Origin of the sequence: Herbiconiux sp. VKM Ac-1786 (genome assembly GCF_015350805.1) — a bacterium.
Classification (GTDB): Bacteria; Actinomycetota; Actinomycetes; order Actinomycetales; family Microbacteriaceae; genus Herbiconiux.
On the sequence record NZ_JADKSG010000002.1, the window covers coordinates 470,613 to 491,759 of the forward strand.

Here is a 21,147-nt window from a genome sequence, read left to right on the forward strand (position 1 = left end):
TTCGAGCTGCTGCTGGTGATTGCTGTGGTCACGCGGATCAGTTGGACTTGGCGGTCAGCCAGACCATCAGTCCGATGATCGCGCCGAGGCCGAAGATCCAGGCGAAGAGGCCCTCGGCGACCGGGCCGAGGTTGCCGAGCTCGAAGCCACCGGGCGACGGGTTGTTCTCGACGTACTTCAGGTAGGTGATGATGTCGCGCTTGTCCTCGGGCGTGAGGTTGTCGTCGTTGAAGACGGGCATGTTCTGCGGGCCGGTGAGCATGGCCTCGTAGATGTGCGTGGCGAGCACGCCGGTGAGCTCGGGGGCGTACTTGCCCTCGGTGAGCGCACCGCCGGCGCCGGCGACGTTGTGGCACATGGCGCAGTTGATGCGGAACAGCTCGCCGCCGTTCGCCGCGTCGCCGTCGGCCTGCAGCAGGCTGGCGTCGGGGATGGCCGGGCCGGGGGAGATGGAGGCGACGTAGGCGGCCATCGCGGCCGTCTGCTCGTCGGTGAACTGCACGGGCTTCTGCATGGCCTGCGGGCCCTGCATCGCGAGCGGCATACGACCGGTGCCGACCTGGAAGTTGACCGAGGCCGCGCCGACGCCGATCAGACTCGGGCCGTCGTCGGTGCCCTGCAGGCTCATGCCGTGGCAGGTGGCGCAGTTCGAGGCGAAGAGCTTCTCGCCCTCGTCGATGACCTGCTGGCTCGACATGTCCGTCTCGGCGGTCGCAGCGGTGGTGCTGCTGAACGCGGCGTAGCCGCCGCCCGTGACGACGAGGCCGATAGCGATCAGCAGCACAGTCGCCAGGGGGTGGCGTCTGTTTGCTTTCCTGCTCCTGCGGGCCATTCTCTCAACTCTCTTTCGGTACTGCGGGTGCTGCATCGGGTTGATCGGGTGAAGCGCTACTTCAGCACGTAGATGACGAAGAACAGGCCGATCCAGACCACGTCGACGAAGTGCCAGTAGTACGAGACGACGATGATCGACGTCGCCTCCTTGTGACCGAAGTTCTTGACGGCGAAGACGCGGCCGAGCATGAGCAGCATCGCGATGAGGCCGCCGGTGACGTGCAGGGCGTGGAAGCCGGTGGTGAGGTAGAAGGCCGAGCCGTAGGCGTTGCCGTCGATGGTGATGCCCTCGGAGACGAGGGTCGCGTACTCGAGCACCTGGCCGCTGACGAAGACGGCGCCGAAGGCGTAGGTGAGGAACAGCCACTCGGTCAGGCCCCAGTCCTTGGGGGCCCAGCTGGTGCGCTTGACCTGGCCGCGCTCGGCGGCCCAGACGGCGAACTGGCACCAGAACGACGAGATGACCAGGATGATCGTGTTGACGGCCGCGAACGGCACGTTCAGCACACCGGCCTGCTCGGCCCAGGCTCCGGGGTTCGTGGAGCGCAGCGTGAAGTAGATGGCGAAGAGGCCCGCGAAGAACATGACCTCGCTGCCGAGCCACACGATGGTGCCCACCGCCACGGTGTTGGGGCGCTGGACCACAGGGGCACTCTGAGAATGGGTCAATGAGCTGCTCGTCACTGTTCCATTATGTCCGATATCGGGGCGTGGTTTTGCATTCGGCGCACCATTGGGCCCGACGACCGGCGTGTCCGGTTCGGAGCGGCCCGTAGGATCGCTCCCATGGCTGAAACGCTCACCTGGCCCTCGATGATCGCTCGACTGCTGACCGGGCGGGATCTCTCGATCTCGCAGGCCACCTGGTCGATGGACCGCATCATGCTAGGAGAGGTGACTGAGGCGCAGCTGGCAGGTTTCCTGGTGGCGCTGAGGGCCAAGGGCGAGACCGTCGACGAGATCGTCGGCTTCCGGGACGCGATCCTCGATCATGCCCTCCCGCTGGAGGTCGACCCGTTCGCGCTCGACATCGTCGGAACCGGCGGCGACAGCTACGGCTCGGTCAACGTCTCGACGATGGCGTCGATCGTCGCGGCGGCGAGCGGTGTGCCCGTGATCAAGCACGGCAACAAGGCGGCGTCGTCGCTGAGCGGCTCCTCCGACGTGCTGCGCGCCCTCGGCATCGACCTCGAGCTGGAGCCCGAGCGGGTCGCCGCGGTGCTGCTGGAGACCGGCATCTCCTTCGCCTACGCCGCGAAGTTCCACCCCGGCTTCAAGAACGCCGGGGCGGTGCGTGCCGAGCTCGGTGTGCCCACGGTGTTCAACTTCCTGGGCCCGCTCTGCAACCCGGCCCGCGCCGAGGCCTCGGCCGTCGGTGTCGCCCACCTCGACCGGGTGCCGCTGATCACCGGCGTCTTCCAGACCCGCGGCGCGACCGCCCTGGTCTTCCGCGGCGACGACGGTCTCGACGAGCTCACCACCACGGGCCACAGTCACATCTGGGAGGTCTCACGCGGGTCGGTGAAGGAGCACGACCTCAACCCGCGGGACCTGGGCATCCGCACCTCGACCATCGACGAGCTGCGCGGGGGCGACGCCGAGCACAACGCCGAGATCGTGCGCCGCACCCTCGCCGGCGACGCCGGGCCGGTGCGCGACATGGTGCTGCTGAACGCCGCGGCGGGGCTCGTGGCGTTCGAGCTGGCGTCCGACCCGGCCGAGGTCGACCGCGCCATGGTGGAGCGCCTGGCCGAGAAGATGGCCATCGCGGCCACCGCCATCGACACGGGGGCCGCGACCCAGAAGCTCGACGACTGGATCGCGGCCACCCGCGCGTAGAGATCCGACGGGCTACTGCACGTCGTCGTCGACCCAGTCGAGGGTCTTCGTGACGGCCTTCTTCCAGTTGCGGTACAGACGGTCCCGCTCGGCCGAGTCGAGGTCGGGCGTCCAGCGCGAGTCCTCCTGCCAGTTGGCGCGCAGCTCGTCGAGGTCGGCCCAGTAGCCGACGGCGAGGCCGGCCGCGTAGGCCGCTCCGAGCGCGGTGGTCTCGGCGACGACCGGCCGCACGACGGGTACGTCCAGGATGTCCGCCTGGAACTGCATCAGCAGGTTGTTGGCGATCATGCCGCCGTCGACCTTGAGCTCGGTCAGCGGCACCCCGGAGTCCGCGTTGACCGCGTCCAGCACCTCCTTGGTCTGGAAGGCGGTCGCCTCGAGTGCCGCGCGGGCGATGTGCCCCTTGTTGACGTAGCGGGTGAGGCCCACGAGGGCACCCCGCGCATCCGACCGCCAGTACGGCGCGAACAGGCCCGAGAACGCCGGCACGAAGTAGGCGCCGCCGTTGTCCTCGACCGTGGCGGCGAGCTCCTCGATCTCGGGGGCCGATTTGATCAGACCGAGGTTGTCGCGCAGCCACTGCACGAGCGAGCCGGTGACGGCGATCGAGCCCTCGAGGGCGTAGTGCGGCTCGGCGTCGCCGAGCTTGTAGCCGAGGGTCGTCAGCAGTCCGTTCTTGGACTTCACGATCTCGGTGCCGGTGTTGAAGATGAGGAAGTTGCCGGTGCCGTAGGTGTTCTTGGCCTCGCCGGCGTCGAACGCGGCCTGGCCGAAGGTGGCCGCCTGCTGGTCGCCCAGGATGCCCGCGACGGGCACCTCGCGAAGGAGCGAGGAGGTGTGCACCGTGCCGTAGATCTCCGACGAGCTCTTGATCTCGGGGAGCATCGACTTCGGCACCCCGAACACGTCGAGGATGTCGTCGCGCCACTCGAGCGTCTCGAGGTCCATGAACAGGGTGCGCGAGGCGTTCGTGACGTCGGTCGCGTGCACGCCGCCGTCGACCCCGCCGGTGAGGTTCCAGAGCACCCAGGTGTCGGTCGTGCCGAAGAGCAGGTCGCCTGCCTCGGCGCGCTCCCGGGCACCCTCGACGTTCTCGAGGATCCAGACGATCTTCGTGCCGGCGAAGTAGGTCGACAGGGGCAGGCCCACGACGTCCTTGAAGCGCTCGGCGCCGCCGTCCTCCGACAGTCGGTCGACGATGCCCTGGGTGCGGGTGTCCTGCCAGACGATGGCGTTGTAGACCGGCTCGCCGGTGTTCTTGTCCCAGACCACGGCGGTCTCGCGCTGGTTGGTGATGCCCACGGCCTTGACGTTGTGCCGGGTGATGTTGGCCTTGGACAGCGCCTGGCCGATCACCTCGCGGGTGTTGTCCCAGATCTGCTTCGGGTCGTGCTCGACCCAGCCCGCCTTCGGGAAGATCTGGTCGTGCTCGAGCTGGCCGGTCGAGACGATCGAGCCCGAGTGATCGAAGACGATCGCCCTGGTGCTCGTCGTTCCCTGGTCGATCGCGATGATGTAGTCCGTCATGACAACTCCTTCGTAGGTGACGCGGAAAGGGAGCGGGCCGGTCCACGTCATCGTGGCCCGGCCCGCTGGGTGCTAGGTGAGGATCGGCAGGAGGGGGATGGCGAGCAGTCCCGCGAGCACGCCGCCGATGATCGGTCCGACGACCGGCACCCACGCGTACGACCAGTCGCTCGTGCCCTTGCCCTTGATGGGCAGCAGGGCGTGAGCGATGCGCGGCCCGAGGTCACGGGCCGGGTTGATGGCGTAGCCCGTCGGGCCACCGAGCGAGGCGCCGATGCCGATCACGAGCAGCGCCACCGGCAGGGCGCCGAGGGCCGCGAGGCCCCCGTCACCCTGGCGTCCGCCGCCGAAGCCGATCACGACGAACACGAGCACGAAGGTGCCGATGATCTCGGTGACCAGGTTCCAGCCGTAGGAGCGGATGGCCGGGCCGGTCGAGAACACGCCGAGCTTGTTGGCCGCGTCGGGCTCCTCGTCGAAGTGCTGCTTGTAGGCCAGCCAGACGAACACGGCGCCGATGATCGCACCGATCAGCTGCGCACCGATGTACGTGATCACCGACAGGAAATTGACGTCGACCGCGGTGGCCTCCGAGCCGAACGAGGTCGCGCCGTTGGCGAGCAGGCCGAGCGTCACGGCGGGGTTGAGGTGCGCCCCGGAGGCGTACGACACGATCACACCGGCGAAGACCGCGAGGCCCCAGCCGATGTTGACCATCAGGAACCCGCCGTTGAAGCCCTTGGTGCGCACGAGGGCGACGTTCGCGACGACGCCGCAGCCGAGGAGCACGAGCATGGCGGTGCCCACGAGCTCCGATAAGAAATCGATACCGAGATTGTCCACGATGACCTTCCTTCGCACTGTTCGGCCGCTCGCTGCGGCCTCCGGGGTGACCGGCTCGTGCCAACAGTATCCCCAGGAAGTTGCCAGGTACATGCTTGACCGGCGTAGATTCGTCTCGGGCGGCCTGGCGCCGACTCCCGTCGCGCTGACGCACGGAGACCGAAGGGATTTTCAATGAAGAAGCTCATCAACGATCCGAAGAACGTCGTCGACGAGGCGGTCGTCGGCTTCGAGGCCGCGCACGGCGACCTCGTCACCGTCTCGCACGACCCCATCTACATCGCGCGCAAAGACGCTCCCGTGGCCGGCAAGGTCGGTCTCGTCTCCGGTGGCGGCAGCGGGCACGAGCCCCTGCACGGCGGCTTCGTGGGCTTCGGGATGCTCGACGCCGCCGTTCCCGGACCGGTCTTCACCTCCCCGACCCCCGACCCGATCCTCGCCGCCACCAAGGCCGTCGACGGCGGCAAGGGCGTGCTGCACATCGTGAAGAACTACACCGGGGACGTGCTCAACTTCGAGACCGCCGCCGACCTGGCCTCGGCCGAGGACATCGAGGTGCGCACCGTGATCGTCGACGACGACGTCGCCGTGAAGGACTCCCTGTACACGGCCGGCCGGCGCGGCGTCGCGGGCACCGTGCTGGTCGAGAAGATCGCCGGCGCCGCCGCCGAGCGGGGCGACGACCTCGACGCCGTCGCCGCGATCGCCACCAAGGTCAACGGTCAGGTGCGCACCATGGGCGTCGCGCTGACCCCTTGCGTGGTGCCGCACGCCGGCGAGCCGAGCTTCGTGCTCGCCGACGACGAGATCGAGATCGGCATCGGCATCCACGGCGAGCCGGGCCGGGAGCGGATCAAGCTGGAGCCGGCCGACGCGATCGTCGACCGCCTGCTCGGGCCCATCCTCGAGGACCTGCCGTTCGCCTCTGGCGACGAGGTGCTGCTGCTCGTGAACGGCATGGGCGGAACCCCGCAGGTCGAGCTCTACATCGTGTTCAAGCACGCCGCGGAGGTGTTGGCTGAGAAGGGCATCACGGTGACCCGCTCGCTGGTGGGCAACTTCGTGACGTCGCTCGAGATGCAGGGCGTGTCGATCAGCGTGCTGAAGCTCGACGAGGAACTGACCGGACTGTGGGACGCACCGGTGCAGACGGCTGCTCTGCGCTGGGGAAGGTAGAGGGCATGGCTGACGCTCTGGGCATCGACTGGACGACGGACTGGATCCGGCGCACCGCGCAGGTGGTGCACGACCACCGGGTGGAGCTCGTGACGCTCGACCGCGAGATTGGCGACGGGGACCACGGCGAGAACCTCGACCGCGGCTTCACGGCCGTGCTCGCCAAGCTCGACACACTGGCCGACGACGCGGTTCCGGGCGACGCCCTGAAACTCGTCGCCACCACGCTGATCTCGACGGTGGGCGGTGCCTCGGGGCCGCTCCTCGGCACCGCCTACCTCAAGGGCGCCGCCGCCGTCGGCAAGGACGAGCAGCTCGACGGCGCCGCCGTGGTGGCCTTCCTCACCGCGGCGCGCGACGGCGTGGTGCTGAGGGGCAAGGCCGAGCCGGGCGACAAGACGATGATCGACGCCTGGACCCCGGCGGTCGACGCCGCGGCCGCCGCGGAGGCGGAGGGCCGGTCGCCCGCCGAGATCCTGGCGGCCGCCGCCGACGCCGCGGAGAAGGGCGCCGAGGCGACCGAGCCGCTCGTCGCCCGCAAGGGTCGCGCGAGCTACCTCGGCGAGCGGGCGATCGGGCACCGCGATCCGGGCGCGCAGTCGTCGTCGCTGATCCTGCGGGCCGCGGCCGACTCGGCCGCCGGCACCGGGGGAGCCGGCACCGGGGGAGCCAGCACCGGGGGAGCCGCCTGATGGCGGGCACCCCCGGCAAGGTCGGCGTCGTCTTCGTCTCGCACAGCGCGAAGATCGCCGAGGGGCTCGTCGAGCTCGCGGCCCAGATGGCCGGCTCGACCAGCCTGGTCGCCGCGGGTGGCACCGACGAGGGCGGCATCGGCACGAGCTTCGACAAGGTCAGCGCCGCCGTCACCGAGGCCGACTCCGGTCACGGGGTCGCCGTGCTCTGCGACCTCGGCTCCGCGATCCTCACGGCCGAGACCGCGCTCGACTTCCTCGACGAGGAGGTGCAGGTGCGGGTGCGCATCGTCGACGCGCCGCTCGTGGAGGGCGGCGTCGCCGCGGCGGTGGCCGCCGAGTCGGGCGCGACGCTCGACGAGGTCGTGACGGCCGCGCGGTCGGCTGCGGGGCCTCTCGGCGAGCCCGGACGCGAGAGCGATGCGGGGGCCGGGGCGAACGCGGTCGTGCCGGTCTTCGAGGAGCCGGCCACCGCATCCGGAACCCCGTCGCGCACGGTGACCATCGTGAACCGCGACGGGCTGCACGCGCGACCAGCCGCCGAGTTCGTGAAGCTGGCGAGCACCTTCGACCAGAAGGTGACCGTCAACGGCAAGGACGCCAAGAGCCTGCTCGGCATCATGTCGATGGGCCTGGTGAAGGGCGCGACGGTCGAGATCGCCAGCACCGACCCGGCGGCGGGCGACGCCGTGGACGCGCTCGCGGACCTCGTCGAGTCGGGGTTCGGCGAGGAGTAGCCGCCCCGGTGCCGGCCGCAGCCGACAGCGGAGCTGCCGCTAGCCCTCGTCCATCCGGCGCAGGACGAACAGCGGGATCTCCCGGTCGGTCTTCGTCTGGTAGTCGGCGTAGTCGGGGTAGGTCTCGACGGCGCGCTGCCACCACACCGCCTTCTCCTCGCCCGTGACCTCGCGGGCGAGGTAGTCGTGCTTCTCGGTGCGGTCCTGGAGCTCGACGTGCGGCTCCTTGACGATGTTGAAGTACCAGACCGGGTGCTTCGGGGCTCCGCCGAGCGAGGCGACCACGGCGTACTCCCCGTCGTGCTCGACGCGCATCAGCGGCGTCTTGCGGAGCTTCCCCGACTTCGCGCCGACGGTGGTGAGGATGATGACGGGCATGCCCCGGAGGGTGGTGCCCTTCGTACCGCCCGAGCCCTCGTAGGTCTCGAGCTGCTCACGCGCCCAGTCGCTGGTTCCCGGTTCGTATTCTCCGATGAGAGGCATGTCACGATCGTACGACGGTCGACCCCGACGAGGGGCCCGGGGGTGAACGTGGGCCCGTTCCGTGCGACCATAGAAGAGGGGACAGCGGGGGCACGACGAACGTTCGAGAGGATCTGATCAACTGATGGCAAGCGGTGCGACAGCGAAATGCCCGGTCTGCGGTAAGTCTGTGGCGGTGGGCTTCGTGTCGCAGACCCTCATCCAGCACGAGAACAAGCTGAACGAGCGGTGCCGCGGCACGGGGGTCACCCCGTCCACGCCGGTGCGCGGCGGCTCGTCCGCCGGCGCGTCGAGCACGCGGCCGGCCTCGAAGACGGCCAAGACCAGCCCCGCCTCCAAGGGCGGCGTCACGGTGCGCAAGCTCGACGTCGACCCCGAGGTGCTCAAGGAGCGACGGGAGCGGTCCGAGCGTCTTCGCGAGGAGCGGGCCGAGGCCGCGCGCGAGCGCAACGCCATCGGCTTCTCCTACTTCGACGAGCCGCGCCGCTGAGCCGTCGGCCACCGGCGCCCTTCCTCGAGAGCGCCTCGGCGCGGCGCCTGGCCGGCTTCGCGCTGCAGTCGGTGCCCGCAGAGCTCGACGGCTACGCCGAGCCGTTCCTCGACGGCGGGGCGACCGCGATCGCGGTGCTGTCCGCGCATCCTGAGGTCTCGGCGACGTTGGCCGGCCAGAACGCGGCCGTCGTCGAGGTCTGGCAGGTGGTGCGCGACGACGTCGAAGCGCTCGTGCGCGCGCTCCGGTGGCTCGCCGAGCGGCACTCGCCCGCCTTCTTCGCGGGGGTGCGCGATCGCGACCTCGACCCCGTCGCGGCGGTGTCGCTCGCGCCCGCCGACCGCGCGGCGCGCTACGTCTACCTGCGGGGCACGGCGAGACCGGATGCCCGGGGCGCGCAGCCCCGCGTCGTCACGCCCGACCCCGCCGACCCCGACGACGCGCCGCCCGTCGAGTACGGTCGCGACGCCGTGCCGATCGACGAGACCGGGCTGCGGATGCTCGCCCGGCTGCTCGCCGACCGCGACGTCACCCTCGTGACGAAGCCGGCGTTCGAGCTGCTCGGCGATCTGCGGGAGGACGATCTGCTGTGGCTCGATCCCGCCGAGGCGCGGGTCGCGACCGGCGCGGAGGGCCGGCTCGGACGGGAGCTGCGGAGCCTCGTCGGATCGGCCGTGGCGCGGGGGGCCGCGGTACTGGCGCCCGCGCATCCGCTCGTCGAGGCCTCGCGCGAGCTCGCCGTCGTCGCCGAACCGGCCGACGACGTCACCCTGCTCGGGAGCGCCGCCCTGCGTCGGGCCCTGCAGCGCTGAGGTAACTTAGGGTAGCCTTACCAGCGGAGGGGGAGCGCATGAGCAACATCACCGTCACGCACGCCGAGTCGGGGCTCGTGCGGGCCACGGTGCTGCGATCGGAGCGGGTCACCCCGCACATGCAGCGCCTCACGTTCGGCGGGGGCGATCTCGAGCGGTTCCGCTTCCGCGGGTTCGATCAGTGGTTCCGGCTCGCCGTGCCCGTCAGCGACGGCACCCGCTTCGAGCGGCTGCCCGACAGCTTCGGCCTCGGCGGCTACCTGAAGTACCTCACCTTGCCGAAGGGCACCCGGCCGGTCATCCGCAACTACACCGTGCGCGCGTACCGGGCCGAGCCGGCCGAGCTCGACGTCGACTTCGTGGTGCACGGCGACGCCGGGGTCGCCGGGCCCTGGGCGAGCGCCGTCGAGCCCGGATCGCCGCTCGCCGAGGTCGCGTTCATCGACCAGGGCTGCGGCTGGACGCCACGGCACCACGACGGCGGGCCGCACGACAGCGTGCTGCTCGTCGGCGACGAGAGCGGGCTGCCGGCGGTGGCGGGCATCCTGCGCGACCTGCCCCGCGACGCCGGCGGGCACGCGGTCATCGAGCTCTTCGACGAGCGGGACCGGCAGGAGGTCGACGCGCCCGAGGGCATCGAGGTGCACTGGGTGACGAGGTCGCCGGGGGCCGCTCCCGGGGAGGCCGCATTGCCGGCGGTGCGGGGGCTGCCGGCCCTCGAGGGGCGGGTGGCGGCGTTCGCCGTGGGGGAGTCCGCCGTCGCGACCGGGGTGCGGCGACACCTGGTCGCGGAGCGGGGGGTGCCCAAGGCGGACGTCACGTTCTGCGGGTACTGGAAACGGGGCGGGAGATGAGGGCGCCGCGCATCCGCTGATCTTTTTTCGGGGCGATGTCGATATCGCGTCGCGCCGTTCGACGCGATAGTAGGAGGTGCACCGGAGCGCCTCGCGACGGACACCCACGAAGGAGACACCCATGAAGTACATGCTCATCATGCGCACCACCGCCGAGGCCCTCGAGGCGTCGAAGGACCTCGACTTCACGGAGGTCATCAACGCCATGGGCGCCTACAACGAGTCGATGATCACCGCCGGCGTGCTGATCGGCGGCGACGGGCTGTCGGATGCGAAGGAGGGCTTCGTCGTCGACTTCTCGGGCGAGGCCCCGACGGTGACCGACGGGCCCTACGGCGAGGTGCACGAGCTGTTCAACGGCTTCTGGATCGTGCAGGTGGCCACGAAGGAGGAGGCGCTGGAGTGGGCGAAGCGAGCACCGCTCGGGGCCGGCTCGAAGCTCGAGGTGCGGCGGATCACCGACGAGAGCGACTTCGCCGAGTTCGCGGACAACGAGTTCATCCAGAAGGAGAAGGAGTGGCGTGGCTGATCCTGCCGGTGCGGCCGATGGCGCCGGCGCGGGTGCCGGCGCGGGTGCTGCTGCCGCCGCCTCTGCGCGGCGGGCGGTCGAGGCGGTGTGGCGCATCGAAGGGGCGCGCATCACGGCCGGGCTGGCCCGGGCGTTCGGCGACTTCGGCCTCGCCGAGGACGCCGCCCAGGACGCCCTCGCCCAGGCGCTCGTGCAGTGGCCGGTCGAGGGCGAACCGCGGAACCCCGGCGCCTGGCTGACGGCGGTGGCGAAACGGCGGGCGGTCGACGCGCTGCGGCGGGGGAGCGGCCTCGACGAGCGGTACGCGTCGCTGGCCGCCGGGGCTGATGCCGGTGTCGGTACCGGTGTCGGCGGCGGGGCGGATGCTCGGGCCGGCGATCTCGTCGGCGACGAGGTGCTCGGGCTCGTCTTCATCGCTTGTCACCCCGTGCTCGGGCGCGACGCGCAGGTGGCGCTGACGCTGCGGGTGGTCGGCGGGCTGACCAGCGAGGAGATCGCGCGGCTGTACCTGCTGCCCGTGGCGACGGTGCAGCAGCGCATCGTGCGGGCGAAGAAGACGCTCGCCGCCGCGAACGTGCCGTTCGAGAGCCCCGAGCCCGCCGAGTGGACCGGGCGGCTCGGCGGGGTGCTCGCGGCGCTGTACCTGATCTTCACCGAGGGGTACTCGGCGACCTCCGGCGAGCGGTGGCTGCGGCCCGAGCTGGCCGACGAGGCGGTGCGCCTCGGCCGCGTGCTCGCCGGTCTGCTGCCGCGCGAGCCGGAGGTGCACGCGCTGCTCGCCCTGATGGAGCTGCAGGCGGCGCGTTTCCCCGCTCGCACGGCCGCCGACGGCAGCCCGGTGCTGCTCGCCGACCAGGACCGGCGGCGCTGGGACCGGGCTCGGCTCGGGCGCGGCCGGGCGGCGCTCGCCCGATCCGACGAGGCGGCCCGGCGACGCGGCCGGGGTCGCGGGCCGTACGCGCTGCAGGCGGCGATCGCCGAGTGCCATGCGGTGGCTCCCGACGTGGCCGGGACGGACTGGGAGCGCATCGTGCTGCTCTACGAGGCGCTCGGAGCGCTGGCGCCGAACCCCGTGGTCGAGCTGAACAAGGCGGTGGCCGTGTCGATGGCGGTCGGGCCGGCGTCCGCCCTGCGGATGGTCGACGAGCTCGTCGCCACGGGCGCACTGGCCGGCTCGCATCTCGTGCCGAGCGTGCGCGGCGAACTGCTCGCGCAGCTCGGCCGGGTGCCGGAGGCGCGCTCGGAGCTGGTCGCGGCGGCAGGGCTGACCCGCAACGAACGGGCCCGCGCCGTGCTGCTCGCCAAGGCCGCGGCGCTCCCCGGGGGCTGACAGCTCGAGCCCGGTGCGCCAGGATCGGAGGGTGACTCCCCTCGAACCCGGTATCGCGCCCCGCACCCACGACGAGCTCGAGGCGCTGCTCGGCTCGCCCCTTCCGCGCACGCGGGACAAGGCCCGGCCGGTGCTCGACGAGGTCGACCGCGCCTGGCTGGCCGCCTCCCCGTTCTGCCTCGTCGCCACCTCCGACGCCGAGGGCCGCTGCGACGTGTCGCCGAAGGGCGACCCGCCCGGGTTCGCCGTCGTGCTCGACGAGCGCACCGTGGCCCTGCCCGAGCGGCCCGGCAACCGGCGCGCCGACAGCCTGCACAACGTGCTCGAGAACCCGCACGCCGGCCTGATCTTCCTCGTGCCGGGCCGCGGCGACACCCTGCGGGTCAACGGGCGGGCGCGCCTGTCGACGGATGCGGCCCTGCTCGACGAGATGGCCGTGAAGGGCCACCGGCCGCTCGTCGCCCTCGTGGTCGACGTCGAGGAGGTGTACTTCCACTGCGCGAAGGCGTTCCTGCGCTCGGAGCTGTGGGAGCCGTCGAGCTGGCATCCCGACGCGGTGCCGTCCCGCCCCGAGATCGCGAAGGCGGTCGAGCGCCCCGATGAACCTCTCGAGGAGCTCGCGCGGTACTACGGGGCGTCCTACGCCGACGGTCTCTACCGGAGCTGACCGGTATGGCGATCGAGGTGCGGGCGGCGACCGTGTTCGAGGACGTCGCGGCGGTGGTGGGTCCTAAGCGGCCCGACGCGTCGGTGTGCTGGTGTCTGAGCTACCGCATCCCGTCGGCCCGCAACAACGCGCTGCGGGGAGTCGAGCGCGGGGAGCTCGTGCGCGAGCTGGTCGCCGAGGACGTGGCGCCGGGGGTGCTCGCCTACGACGACGGCGAGGTCGTGGGATGGGCGGCCGTGCATCCGCGGGCCGACACGACCTTCGCGCGGAACCGCCGCATCCCGCACGTCGACGAGCTGCCGGTCTGGTCGCTGTGGTGCGTGCGGGTGCGGCCGGGGCACCGCGGGCAGGGGCTCGCGCACCGGCTCGTCGCGGGAGCCGTCGAGTTCGCGCGGGAGCACGGTGCGCCGGCGGTCGAGGCCTACCCCGTGGACAACCGGGGGGCGAAGGTCGACCTGACGATGGCGTACGTGGGCACGCGGGCGCTGTTCGAGCGGGCCGGGTTCGAGGTGGCGGCGGAGACGGGTTCGGTGCTGAACGGGTTCCCGCGCGTGCTCATGCGGCTCGACCTGCGGTCGTGAGTGGGGACGGCGACCCGGCTGTCAGTGGCGCCTCAGTGCTCGTCGACGGAGTAGTCCGGTGACGAGACCCGCGCCAGCACCGTGAGCAGCGCCCCGGCGGCGGCGAAGGCGAAGGCGAGCAGGGCCAGCCAGAACGTCGGCACGAGGGCGGGGGAGTCGTCGGGCACGTCGAACGCGATGTCGAAGCCGCCGCCCGGCTCGTTCGAGAACGTGGTCACGGCCGCGCCGGCGGCGACGACCGCCGCGAGCACGAAGGTGCCGAGGCTGGCGGCGTAGGCCACGCGCAGGGCGATCACGAGCGAGCGGATGCGGCGGGTCACGACACGATGCTACGGCCTCGGCCTACGGGCGCCTACCCCGGGCGCCGGGCGGCCGAGGCGGCACCGAGCCGCCGCCGTTCGTCGAGGGGGATTCGCGGACGGAGCGGTGGGTGCACGAGAATGGGGCCGATGATCCGTCGACGACTGGGGCTGGTGGCCCGCTCGGTGCTCATGGGACTCGGAGCCCGGGGGCTCGTCCCGGCGCGCCGGGTGGTGGGCGCTCCGGTGGCGTCCGCGGTTCCGGTCGTGATGTGCCTGTGGAACCGGCCCGACCGGCTCGAGGCCGTGCTCGACGGCCTCGCTGCCCAGCAGAGCGATCGTCCGGTGCGGCTGATGCTCTGGAACAACCAGCGCCGCGACCGCGCCCGCTACGCCGAGGTGCTGCGGCGCCGAGCCCCTGAGGGGGCGCTCGCGAGCGTCGAGCTCGTGCAGAGCCCGATCAACGTCGGCGGCATCGCGCGCTTCTACCTGCTCGCGCGGCTGCGCCGCACGGGTTTCGCGGGCCCGGTCATCCTGCTCGACGACGACCAGGAGATCGCGCCGACCTTCGTGGCCGCGCTGCTCGCCGCGTTCGCCCCGAGGACCGTGCACGGGGTCTGGGCCTGGACGCAGGGCACCGGCTACTGGGACCGCACCCCGGCGACCGGTGACGACGCCACCTACGTCGGCACCGGCGGCAGCGTGCTCGACGCCTCGATCGTCGACGACCGGCGGTTCTTCACGGCACTGCCCCTGCCCTACCTCTTCCTCGAGGACATCTGGATGAACGCGGTCGCCCGCCGCCTCGGCTGGACGCTCGCCCACGTCGACGCCGGCTACACCTTCGTCGACGAGGAGGTCGGGCAGCACCACACCCTCGCCGACGCGAAGGCGGCCTTCTTCGACTACCTCCGCTCGCCCGAGAGCGACCGCGCCTGGGCCGCCGCCCGCCGCTAGCCCGCCGCCCCGCCGCCCGCCGTCCGCCGTCCCGCCGCCCGGCGGCCCAGCCGCCCGCCGCCCACTTGCGCGGTGCCGTCACTCGTCGAAGCGCACCCAGAAGTACTGCTGCTGGGTGAAAAGGTCCAGTTCGCCCTCCCGCGCGACGTGGTAGTAGTCGGGCCAGAGCCAGCCGTAGTTCTTCACGTGGGCGCCGAGGCGTTCGCCGCCCTCCCCGATGCGGAAGGCGGCGTCGACCGCGGCGTCGCTGACCGTCGCGGCGATGGAGCGGTGCGGATCGTCGGCGCAGGTGGCCGCTGCCTGCAGCCCGGCGTGGAAGTCGACGTTCCAGAGGGCGCGGTGCAGGGCGAGGTGATCCGGAGGCGCGTACGGGAAGCACCTCTGACCGCTGCTGCCGCCCGTGCCGCCGTCGTCGTCGGCGTAGGCGCCGAGCACGGCGCTGACCGGCAGGGACGTGTCGAGCCCCAGGGCGGCTCGCTGGTCGAGGGCGGTGCGGATGCCCCAGACGGCCTCGTCCTCGGTGAGGTCTCCGTCGCCCAGGTCGAAGAAGACCACGGCCCCGCGGTTCCGACGATCGACGAAGACCTCCGCCGTGGAGTCGGCGGAGGTGCACTCGTCGGCGCCGTCGGAGCGGCAGACGGGGCCGTCGGTCAGCGGAAGCGGTGCGGTGCGCACCGGCGGGGCGAAGTCGCCGGGGATGCGGGCATCCGTCGCCGACATGTCGCCGAGATAGCGCAGGAGAGAGTTCTGCCGCGCCTCGCTGCAGGCGGGTGACCACCTGCCGGTCGGGAGCGGATCGGCGGGGTGCTCGAGGTCGGGCTGCGCCGACGTCTCGTACTCGGACGGCTCGCAGTACTCCGTCTGCTCCCCGTGCGTGAGCACCACGAAGACCGTGTACTGCTCGATCAGCGACCACACCTGGAACTCGTCGTCGGGGTGGGGCACGACGACGTAGACCGCACTGCGGGGTGGCCCGGTCGGGCTCGGCGCCAGCGCGAGGCCGCTCACCACGGCGGCGGTCATCGCCGCGGTCGCACCGAGCCAGCCGAGAAGGCGGCCGAGCATCCGGGCGACGGGCGGCTGCGGTGGGCGCGGCGGGCGAAATGGGCGCGGTGGAGCGGTCACGGGCGGAGGTAGAGGCGGTGACGGTGGAGGAGGCTGGTGAGGAGGATCCAGAAGAGCAGGAGGGCTGCGGTCCAGGTGGCCTGGACGTGGCCGGCGACCGCGATCGTCGCCGCGATGGTCTCGGCCGGGACCGTGCCGTCAGGCAGGGGGCGGCTGAGCAGACCCATCAGCACGTGGGATCCGAAGTAGACCAGCAGGCTGTTGCGTCCGAGCGCCAGGATCGGGTAGCTGAGGCCGCGGAGCACGCGCCCGGTGCCGGCGCGGTCGACGAGCAGGTGCCCGAGCAGCAGGGCGATCGTCGTCGCCGCCGCCAGCGCGAGGGCGAAGGGCGGCGACCAGAGGCGCTTCATCATCGGCACCGGCCGCGCCCCGACGAGCGTGGGCGCCCAGGTCAGAACGAACGCCGCAGCCAGGAAAGCGGCGGCCAGGGCGACCAGGGGCAGCACGGCCGCGCCGACCCCCGCCGACCGCGCGAGCGCCCGTCGTCGCACCGAGAGCAGCAGATGGCCGACCGTGGCTCCCGCCGAGGCGCTGACGAGCGTGCCCAGCAGGGCGACCAGCCCTTCCGGATCGTGGCCGCCGGCCCCGAGCTGATAGATGTGGTCGGCCGTGAAGACGAGCGTGTCGATCGCCCCGGAGGGATTGCATTCCCGGGTGAGCACCCCGCCCACGCACCGCTCCGCCCAGCCGGCGAGGAGGACCGTGTGGGCGACGGCGAACAGCCCTGTGATGGCGGCCCAACCGCGCCAGCCGCGGGTCAGCAGGTGGAGCAGCCCGATCACCACGACGACCATCGCATAGGTCTGCAGCACGCCGGTCACCCGCCACGTGTCGAGGTTCCAGGATGCCGACACGATGGCGTTGTAGAGCAGCCCGGCTGCGAGGAGCACCGCGGTTCGGCGCGCCAGCTCCCCGAACCCGACCCCCCGTCCCAGTGCGAATCCGAGGCCGCACCCGCTCAGGGTCACGAACACCGGGAACACCAGGTCGATCGGATGGACGGAGGCCCAGGGGGCATGGTCGAGCCACTCGGGGGTGACCAGCAGGCTGTTCATCGCCACGGAGCAGACGAGCATGAGCCCGCGCACGAGATCGAGGCTGGCGATCCGGGGCCGCGGCGCAGGGGAGGCATCGGTCACCCGGGCAATCTAGCGGAGTAATGAGGTTGTGTCGACTTCGCCCACCGGTCGGTTAGGATTGGCGGGTGAGCCGTGCCGCTGTGACCGAAGGGGGCGTGAGGGCGCGCCCGGGGGTGCCGGCGCGGCGCGGGGCGCGGCTCGTCGCGGTGGGGATCGTGTTCGCCTGGGCCGCGTACCAGGCCTTCTGGAACCTCGGCGCCGCCAACTACAACTCCGACGAGCCGATCTACGTCGAGGCCGGCTGGTCGTACGTGCACGGCGACTTCTCGGCGAACCGTGAGCATCCGCCGACCGCCAAGCTGCTGATCGGGCTCGCGCAGCTCGTGCTCGGGCAGGGCGCACTCGCGGGCCGCATCGCCGTCGCCGTCACCGTGCTGCTGGCCGGAGTCGTGATCTATCTCTGGCTGAAGCGCGAGATCGGCTGGGCCGGGGCGCTGTTCGCCTCGGGGGCGTGGATGCTGATGCCCCACGGCGTCACCAGCGGTCCGCGGCTCGACCGCTTCGCCGTGCTCGAGCCGTTCATGGTGCTCTTCGCGATCTGCGCGTTCGCGGCGGCCTGGCAGTGGTTCCGGCTGCGGTCACGGGCGGAACGGGCATCCGGGAGCCGGCCCTGGCTGCCCTGGCTGTGGCTCGTCGTCTCGGCGGTCGCGATGGCGCTCTCGGTGACGTCGAAGGTGTCGACGGCGGTGATGATCCCCGCGATCCTGCTGCTGCCGCTCCTGGCGCGACGGGTGGCGGATGCGGTGGCCGGCGCGATCGTGTTCGTCGCGGTCTTCGGGGTGGTCTCGGTGCTGCTCTACCTGCCGATGGGCCTCCGCTCGGCCGTGTCGTACATGCTGCAGATGCAGTCGGAGCACAACGCCGCCGGGCACCTCGTCGTCGTCGCGGGGGTCGCGACGACCGACCCGCCGTGGTGGACGAACCTGCTGTATTCCGTCGAGGGCATGGGCATCGCGGCCACGGCCGTGCTCGTCGTGGGGATGATCGCGGCGTTCCGGCTGCGGCCGCCCGCCCTCACCCTCTACGTGGGTGCGGGGATGGCGTTCCTGCTCGTGTTCCACCTGTTCGTGTCGCGGGTGATGCTCTCGCACTACTACTACGTCTGGGTGTGGCCGGCGTGCGTGCTGGCCGGCATCGGGGTGTCGGTGCTGCTGGCGTCGCGCACGCGACTGCTGCGACTGCTGGCGGGTGCCCTCGTGATCGTGGCGGTCGGGTCGTCGCTCTGGGTCTCGGGCGTGATCGCCACCGAGCGGGCCGTCGGCATGGCGCTCGTGCTGCCGTCGCTCGACGCGGAGGGGGTGCCCGAGGGCGACGTGCTGGTCGGCGGGATGGCGCCGTGGGAGTACACCACCTACCTCGCCGGGCACTGGACGACCGATCCGGACGACCCCGACATCGTGGCCGTCGCGACCCGGGAGTCGCCCCGGTTCCCCGTCGAGCCGGCGGTCGAGGCGGTCATCGACGACGACACCGTCGAGGTGCTCGAGCTCGACGACGTGACGCTGTACATCCTCGACGAGGAGCCGGCCACCGCCCAATAGGGCACCTCAATGCCATGCACACTACTTGTGCATAGATTCTCTGCATGACAGGGTGGGGTCATGAGCGATGCGTCGGGGGAGTACGTCGGGGTGCAGCTGGACGAGCGCGCGGTGCGGGTGCTCGCACATCCGCTGCGGTCGCGGCTGCTCGGCCGGCTCCGCACGGAGGGTCCCGCCACCGCCACCGAGCTGGCCGCCCGGCTGCAGACCAACACCGGCGCGACGAGCTACCACCTCCGCGCCCTCGAGCAGGTGGGCCTGGTCGCCGACACCGGTGCGGGGGAGGGCCGGCGGCGGCTCTGGCGCGCAGCCACCGACTTCCACTCCTGGACCGAGTCCGACTTCGCCGACGACCCCGACGCGCGCACCGCGCTCGACTGGCTGCAGCGCGACTACCTGCGGCAGTTCGCCGCCCGGGCCGAGCAGTGGCACGACTCGGCCTCGGCGTGGCCGGCCGAGTGGGTCGACGTGCTCGGCCAGAGCGACACCGTCGTGACCGTCACGCCCGAGCAGACGGCCGACTTGAACGCCGAGCTCGCCGCCGTCGTCGAGCGGTACCGGATGCTCGGTGCCGGCGATCCCCGGGCCCGACGCGTCTTCCTCTACCGGCACACCAGCCCGCTCGACCCGCACCCGCCCGAGGACGGCGAACCCGAGCCGACCCGTGACCCTGAGCAGTGACAACGAGCCATGACCCCGGGCGATGACCCCGGCGGTGACACCGGAGTGCCCGCGCCCGCCCCGCTGACCGTCGCCGCCGCCGAGCGCCGGCTGGTGCTGCTCACCGTCACCCGGTGGCTGCCCGTCGGGCTCGTCTTCGGCCTCACCGTGCTGCTTCCCCTCGAACGCGGCCTGGGCCTGACCGAGGTGGGCACGCTGCTGGCCGTGCAGGGATTCGTGGTGCTGGCCCTCGAGCTGCCCACCGGCGGTCTCGCCGACGCCCTCGGCCGGCGCCCGCTGCTGATCGTCGCGGGTGGGCTGGCGGTGGTGTCGTCCCTCCTGTTCGTCACCGCGTCGGGGTTCTGGATGTTCGCCGCCGCCCTGGTGCTGCAAGGCGTCTTCCGGGCGCTCGACTCGGGTCCGCTCGAGGCCTGGTTCGTCGACACCGCCCACGCGGCCGATCCGGCGGCACCCGTCGAACGCGGACTGAGCCGCGCCGCCACCGCGCTCGGCGTCGCCATCGCCGGCGGAGCCCTCGCGGGCGGGGCGCTGATCGCCTGGCACCCGGTGCACGCCTGGTCCTCCCTCGTGCCGCCGTTCGTGGTGGCGACCGTGCTGACCGCGGGGCACACCGTGCTGGTGGCGGTGCTCGTGCGCGAGCCGCGTCATCCCCGGGTCTCCGAGGGCCGCCGGCGGGTCGCCGCCGATGCTCCCCGGGTCGTCCTGGCCGGTCTCCGGATGCTCCGCACGGCACCCGTGCTGAGGTCGCTGGTGCTCGTCGAGGTGTTCTGGAGCTTCGCGATGATCGCCTTCGAGACGCTGACGCCGGTGCGGCTCGCCACCCTCGTCGGAGGCGAGGACGCGGCCGGCGCGCTGTTCGGCCCCTCGGCGGCGGCCGCGTGGGCACTGTTCGCCGCGGGATCGGCGGTGGCCGGGCTGGTGAGCCGGCGCGCCGGCGTCTCGGCCACGGCGATCGGGGCGCGCATCCTGAACGGCCTGATGGTGGTGGCCATGGGGCTGGTCGCCGGGCCGGTCGGGCTGATCGCCGCGTTCTGGCTGGCCTACCTGACGCACGGGGCCGCCGGGCCGATGCACGCCGCGCTGCTGCACCGGCAGGCGACCGGGGCCAACCGGGCGGTGGTGCTGTCGATGAACTCGATGGTCGCGGGCGGCAGCTACAGTCTCGGGCTGCTGCTGCTCACCCCGCTGGCGGACGCGCTCGGCACCGGGGTCGCCTTCGTCGTGGCCGGATCGTTCAGTGTGGTCGGGGCTCTGCTCTATCTGCCCGCCCGGCGGCAGGAGATCTCGGCGGGGTGACGTGCGCGCCGTCCGCGCGCTGGGGCGACCCCGCCCGTCGACCGGCTCCGCTAGGGAAGCGCGTCGAGGAGGGCACGCCAGTCCGGGCCGGTCAGGTCGAGGCCGGGGCCGCGCAGCGTGTAGCGGATGCCACCCCGGGCGTCGTCGTGCGTCTCGTCGCTGAGCAGCGCCAGCGTGGGGCGCGCGCCCGAACGCCGGACGGTCCAGACGGCCGGCTCCCCGAGCGTCAGGACGAGCAGCCGCCCGTGTCGGCCGGTCACGAGCGACTCGGGGCGGGAGGGCGGCGGAGGCGGAGACCCGTGCCCGTCGTCGCCGTCCATCATCCGATCCTCCGACCCGGGCCCGGTGGGGAGAAGGGGCTGCGGGGCCGCCTGTCCAGTATGCGAAGTGCCCCGCGGGCACAAGCCCCGCCCGGCGAGCGGGAACCGGCCGCCGCTGTCAAGGCGGTGGCGGATCCGCGGCGATCGTCCGAACGCTGGATGCATGGACAGACCCCGCTACCCCGATCTCTACGACGGCTTCGTCGACGAGTTCGGCCTCGCTCACGACCCTGCCCTGTGGCCCGAGGAGGCGGTGGAGGCCTGGCGCACCCGCTACGCCGAGTGGCAGGGCGACGCCACGCCCGAGGCGATCCAGTGGGAGCTCGAGTTCGGCCAGCCGCCCGACGACGTGATCGGCGACGACTGAACAGCGACGACCGAAGAGCCCCGACCGG

25 protein-coding genes are annotated in these 21,147 nt (G+C 72.1%); 16 read left to right on the plus strand and 9 right to left on the minus strand.

Annotated features, from left to right (window positions below; all coding sequences use genetic code 11):
* Nucleotides 1-37: 37 nt before the first annotated feature.
* Complete coding sequence (locus ITJ64_RS13175) at nucleotides 38-832, minus strand: c-type cytochrome (RefSeq protein WP_173180883.1); 795 nt, start codon at nucleotides 830-832, stop codon at nucleotides 38-40.
* 56 nt (nucleotides 833-888) lie between these two features.
* Nucleotides 889-1,479 carry a heme-copper oxidase subunit III gene (locus ITJ64_RS13180; protein WP_370545181.1) on the minus strand — a complete coding sequence of 197 codons (591 nt, stop codon included), beginning with the start codon at nucleotides 1,477-1,479 and terminating at the stop codon, nucleotides 889-891.
* Nucleotides 1,480-1,620: 141 nt separating this feature from the next.
* Between ITJ64_RS13180 and trpD the strand changes: the two genes are divergently transcribed.
* Nucleotides 1,621-2,673, plus strand: coding sequence for an anthranilate phosphoribosyltransferase (gene trpD, locus ITJ64_RS13185; RefSeq protein ID WP_194681237.1), 1,053 nt, complete (start codon nucleotides 1,621-1,623; stop codon nucleotides 2,671-2,673).
* A 12-nt stretch (nucleotides 2,674-2,685) separates the two neighbouring features.
* Here trpD and glpK read toward each other — a convergent pair whose 3' ends face one another.
* Nucleotides 2,686-4,200 carry a glycerol kinase GlpK gene (glpK, locus tag ITJ64_RS13190; RefSeq protein WP_194681238.1) on the minus strand — a complete coding sequence of 505 codons (1,515 nt, stop codon included), beginning with the start codon at nucleotides 4,198-4,200 and terminating at the stop codon, nucleotides 2,686-2,688.
* 72 nt (nucleotides 4,201-4,272) lie between these two features.
* The gene (locus tag ITJ64_RS13195; RefSeq protein WP_370545182.1) at nucleotides 4,273-5,043 is read right to left on the minus strand and encodes an MIP/aquaporin family protein; all 771 of its coding nucleotides are present in this window, start codon (nucleotides 5,041-5,043) and stop codon (nucleotides 4,273-4,275) included.
* 174 nt (nucleotides 5,044-5,217) lie between these two features.
* Here ITJ64_RS13195 and dhaK point away from each other — a divergent pair, with 174 nt between their 5' ends.
* Genes dhaK through dhaM form a run of 3 tightly spaced genes read left to right on the plus strand, consistent with a single transcriptional unit; the run spans nucleotide 5,218 to nucleotide 7,648 of the window.
* A complete protein-coding gene (gene dhaK / locus ITJ64_RS13200; protein WP_194681240.1) occupies nucleotides 5,218-6,219 on the plus strand; it encodes a dihydroxyacetone kinase subunit DhaK in 1,002 nt (333 codons plus the stop codon).
* A gap of 5 nt (nucleotides 6,220-6,224) precedes the next feature.
* Nucleotides 6,225-6,911 carry a dihydroxyacetone kinase subunit DhaL gene (dhaL, locus tag ITJ64_RS13205; protein ID WP_194681241.1) on the plus strand — a complete coding sequence of 229 codons (687 nt, stop codon included), beginning with the start codon at nucleotides 6,225-6,227 and terminating at the stop codon, nucleotides 6,909-6,911.
* Entirely contained in the window at nucleotides 6,911-7,648 is a 738-nt protein-coding gene (gene dhaM / locus ITJ64_RS13210; RefSeq protein WP_194681242.1) for a dihydroxyacetone kinase phosphoryl donor subunit DhaM, read from the plus strand. The genes dhaL and dhaM overlap by 1 nt, the downstream gene beginning before the upstream one ends.
* Before the next feature lie 39 nt (nucleotides 7,649-7,687).
* Here the strand turns inward: dhaM and ITJ64_RS13215 are convergent, their stop codons facing one another.
* Complete coding sequence (locus ITJ64_RS13215) at nucleotides 7,688-8,131, minus strand: nitroreductase family deazaflavin-dependent oxidoreductase (protein ID WP_194681243.1); 444 nt, start codon at nucleotides 8,129-8,131, stop codon at nucleotides 7,688-7,690.
* A 184-nt stretch (nucleotides 8,132-8,315) separates the two neighbouring features.
* On the opposite strand from ITJ64_RS13215, the gene ITJ64_RS13220 reads away from it, so the two are divergent.
* The 7 genes from ITJ64_RS13220 to ITJ64_RS13250 all read left to right on the plus strand — a co-directional run bounded on the left by ITJ64_RS13220 (nucleotide 8,316) and on the right by ITJ64_RS13250 (nucleotide 13,394).
* The gene (locus ITJ64_RS13220; protein ID WP_194681244.1) at nucleotides 8,316-8,621 is read left to right on the plus strand and encodes a hypothetical protein; all 306 of its coding nucleotides are present in this window, start codon (nucleotides 8,316-8,318) and stop codon (nucleotides 8,619-8,621) included.
* A 71-nt stretch (nucleotides 8,622-8,692) separates the two neighbouring features.
* A complete protein-coding gene (locus ITJ64_RS13225) occupies nucleotides 8,693-9,433 on the plus strand; it encodes a hypothetical protein (RefSeq protein WP_194681245.1) in 741 nt (246 codons plus the stop codon).
* Nucleotides 9,434-9,471: 38 nt separating this feature from the next.
* A complete protein-coding gene (locus ITJ64_RS13230) occupies nucleotides 9,472-10,287 on the plus strand; it encodes a siderophore-interacting protein (protein ID WP_194681246.1) in 816 nt (271 codons plus the stop codon).
* Between the two features lie 121 nt (nucleotides 10,288-10,408).
* Nucleotides 10,409-10,816 carry a YciI family protein gene (locus tag ITJ64_RS13235; RefSeq protein ID WP_194681247.1) on the plus strand — a complete coding sequence of 136 codons (408 nt, stop codon included), beginning with the start codon at nucleotides 10,409-10,411 and terminating at the stop codon, nucleotides 10,814-10,816.
* Between the two features lie 85 nt (nucleotides 10,817-10,901).
* Complete coding sequence (locus tag ITJ64_RS13240) at nucleotides 10,902-12,146, plus strand: RNA polymerase sigma factor (RefSeq protein ID WP_370545269.1); 1,245 nt, start codon at nucleotides 10,902-10,904, stop codon at nucleotides 12,144-12,146.
* A 31-nt stretch (nucleotides 12,147-12,177) separates the two neighbouring features.
* On the plus strand, nucleotides 12,178-12,813 hold the full coding sequence (locus tag ITJ64_RS13245) for a pyridoxamine 5'-phosphate oxidase family protein (protein WP_194681249.1): 636 nt from the start codon (nucleotides 12,178-12,180) through the stop codon (nucleotides 12,811-12,813).
* Between the two features lie 5 nt (nucleotides 12,814-12,818).
* Nucleotides 12,819-13,394, plus strand: a complete 576-nt coding sequence (locus ITJ64_RS13250; protein WP_194681250.1) for a GNAT family N-acetyltransferase — start codon at nucleotides 12,819-12,821, stop codon at nucleotides 13,392-13,394.
* A 32-nt stretch (nucleotides 13,395-13,426) separates the two neighbouring features.
* Here the strand turns inward: ITJ64_RS13250 and ITJ64_RS13255 are convergent, their stop codons facing one another.
* Complete coding sequence (locus ITJ64_RS13255; RefSeq protein WP_194681251.1) at nucleotides 13,427-13,714, minus strand: hypothetical protein; 288 nt, start codon at nucleotides 13,712-13,714, stop codon at nucleotides 13,427-13,429.
* A gap of 129 nt (nucleotides 13,715-13,843) precedes the next feature.
* On the opposite strand from ITJ64_RS13255, the gene ITJ64_RS13260 reads away from it, so the two are divergent.
* Nucleotides 13,844-14,650, plus strand: a complete 807-nt coding sequence (locus ITJ64_RS13260) for a glycosyltransferase (protein ID WP_194681252.1) — start codon at nucleotides 13,844-13,846, stop codon at nucleotides 14,648-14,650.
* A gap of 78 nt (nucleotides 14,651-14,728) precedes the next feature.
* Here the strand turns inward: ITJ64_RS13260 and ITJ64_RS13265 are convergent, their stop codons facing one another.
* Nucleotides 14,729-15,715: a hypothetical protein gene (locus tag ITJ64_RS13265; protein ID WP_194681253.1), complete on the minus strand. Its 987-nt coding sequence runs from the start codon at nucleotides 15,713-15,715 to the stop codon at nucleotides 14,729-14,731.
* A gap of 56 nt (nucleotides 15,716-15,771) precedes the next feature.
* The gene (locus ITJ64_RS13270; protein WP_194681254.1) at nucleotides 15,772-16,914 is read right to left on the minus strand and encodes a heparan-alpha-glucosaminide N-acetyltransferase domain-containing protein; all 1,143 of its coding nucleotides are present in this window, start codon (nucleotides 16,912-16,914) and stop codon (nucleotides 15,772-15,774) included.
* 65 nt (nucleotides 16,915-16,979) lie between these two features.
* Between ITJ64_RS13270 and ITJ64_RS13275 the strand changes: the two genes are divergently transcribed.
* The 3 genes from ITJ64_RS13275 to ITJ64_RS13285 are packed head-to-tail and all read left to right on the plus strand — an operon-like array spanning nucleotide 16,980 to nucleotide 20,432.
* Nucleotides 16,980-18,455, plus strand: a complete 1,476-nt coding sequence (locus tag ITJ64_RS13275; RefSeq protein WP_194681255.1) for a glycosyltransferase family 39 protein — start codon at nucleotides 16,980-16,982, stop codon at nucleotides 18,453-18,455.
* 60 nt (nucleotides 18,456-18,515) lie between these two features.
* Nucleotides 18,516-19,136: a helix-turn-helix transcriptional regulator gene (locus ITJ64_RS13280; RefSeq protein WP_194681256.1), complete on the plus strand. Its 621-nt coding sequence runs from the start codon at nucleotides 18,516-18,518 to the stop codon at nucleotides 19,134-19,136.
* Between the two features lie 9 nt (nucleotides 19,137-19,145).
* Nucleotides 19,146-20,432: an MFS transporter gene (locus ITJ64_RS13285; RefSeq protein WP_194681257.1), complete on the plus strand. Its 1,287-nt coding sequence runs from the start codon at nucleotides 19,146-19,148 to the stop codon at nucleotides 20,430-20,432.
* A gap of 50 nt (nucleotides 20,433-20,482) precedes the next feature.
* Here ITJ64_RS13285 and ITJ64_RS13290 read toward each other — a convergent pair whose 3' ends face one another.
* On the minus strand, nucleotides 20,483-20,752 hold the full coding sequence (locus ITJ64_RS13290; RefSeq protein ID WP_194681258.1) for a hypothetical protein: 270 nt from the start codon (nucleotides 20,750-20,752) through the stop codon (nucleotides 20,483-20,485).
* 163 nt (nucleotides 20,753-20,915) lie between these two features.
* Between ITJ64_RS13290 and ITJ64_RS13295 the strand changes: the two genes are divergently transcribed.
* A complete protein-coding gene (locus ITJ64_RS13295) occupies nucleotides 20,916-21,119 on the plus strand; it encodes a hypothetical protein (RefSeq protein ID WP_194681259.1) in 204 nt (67 codons plus the stop codon).
* Nucleotides 21,120-21,147: the final 28 nt, after the last annotated feature.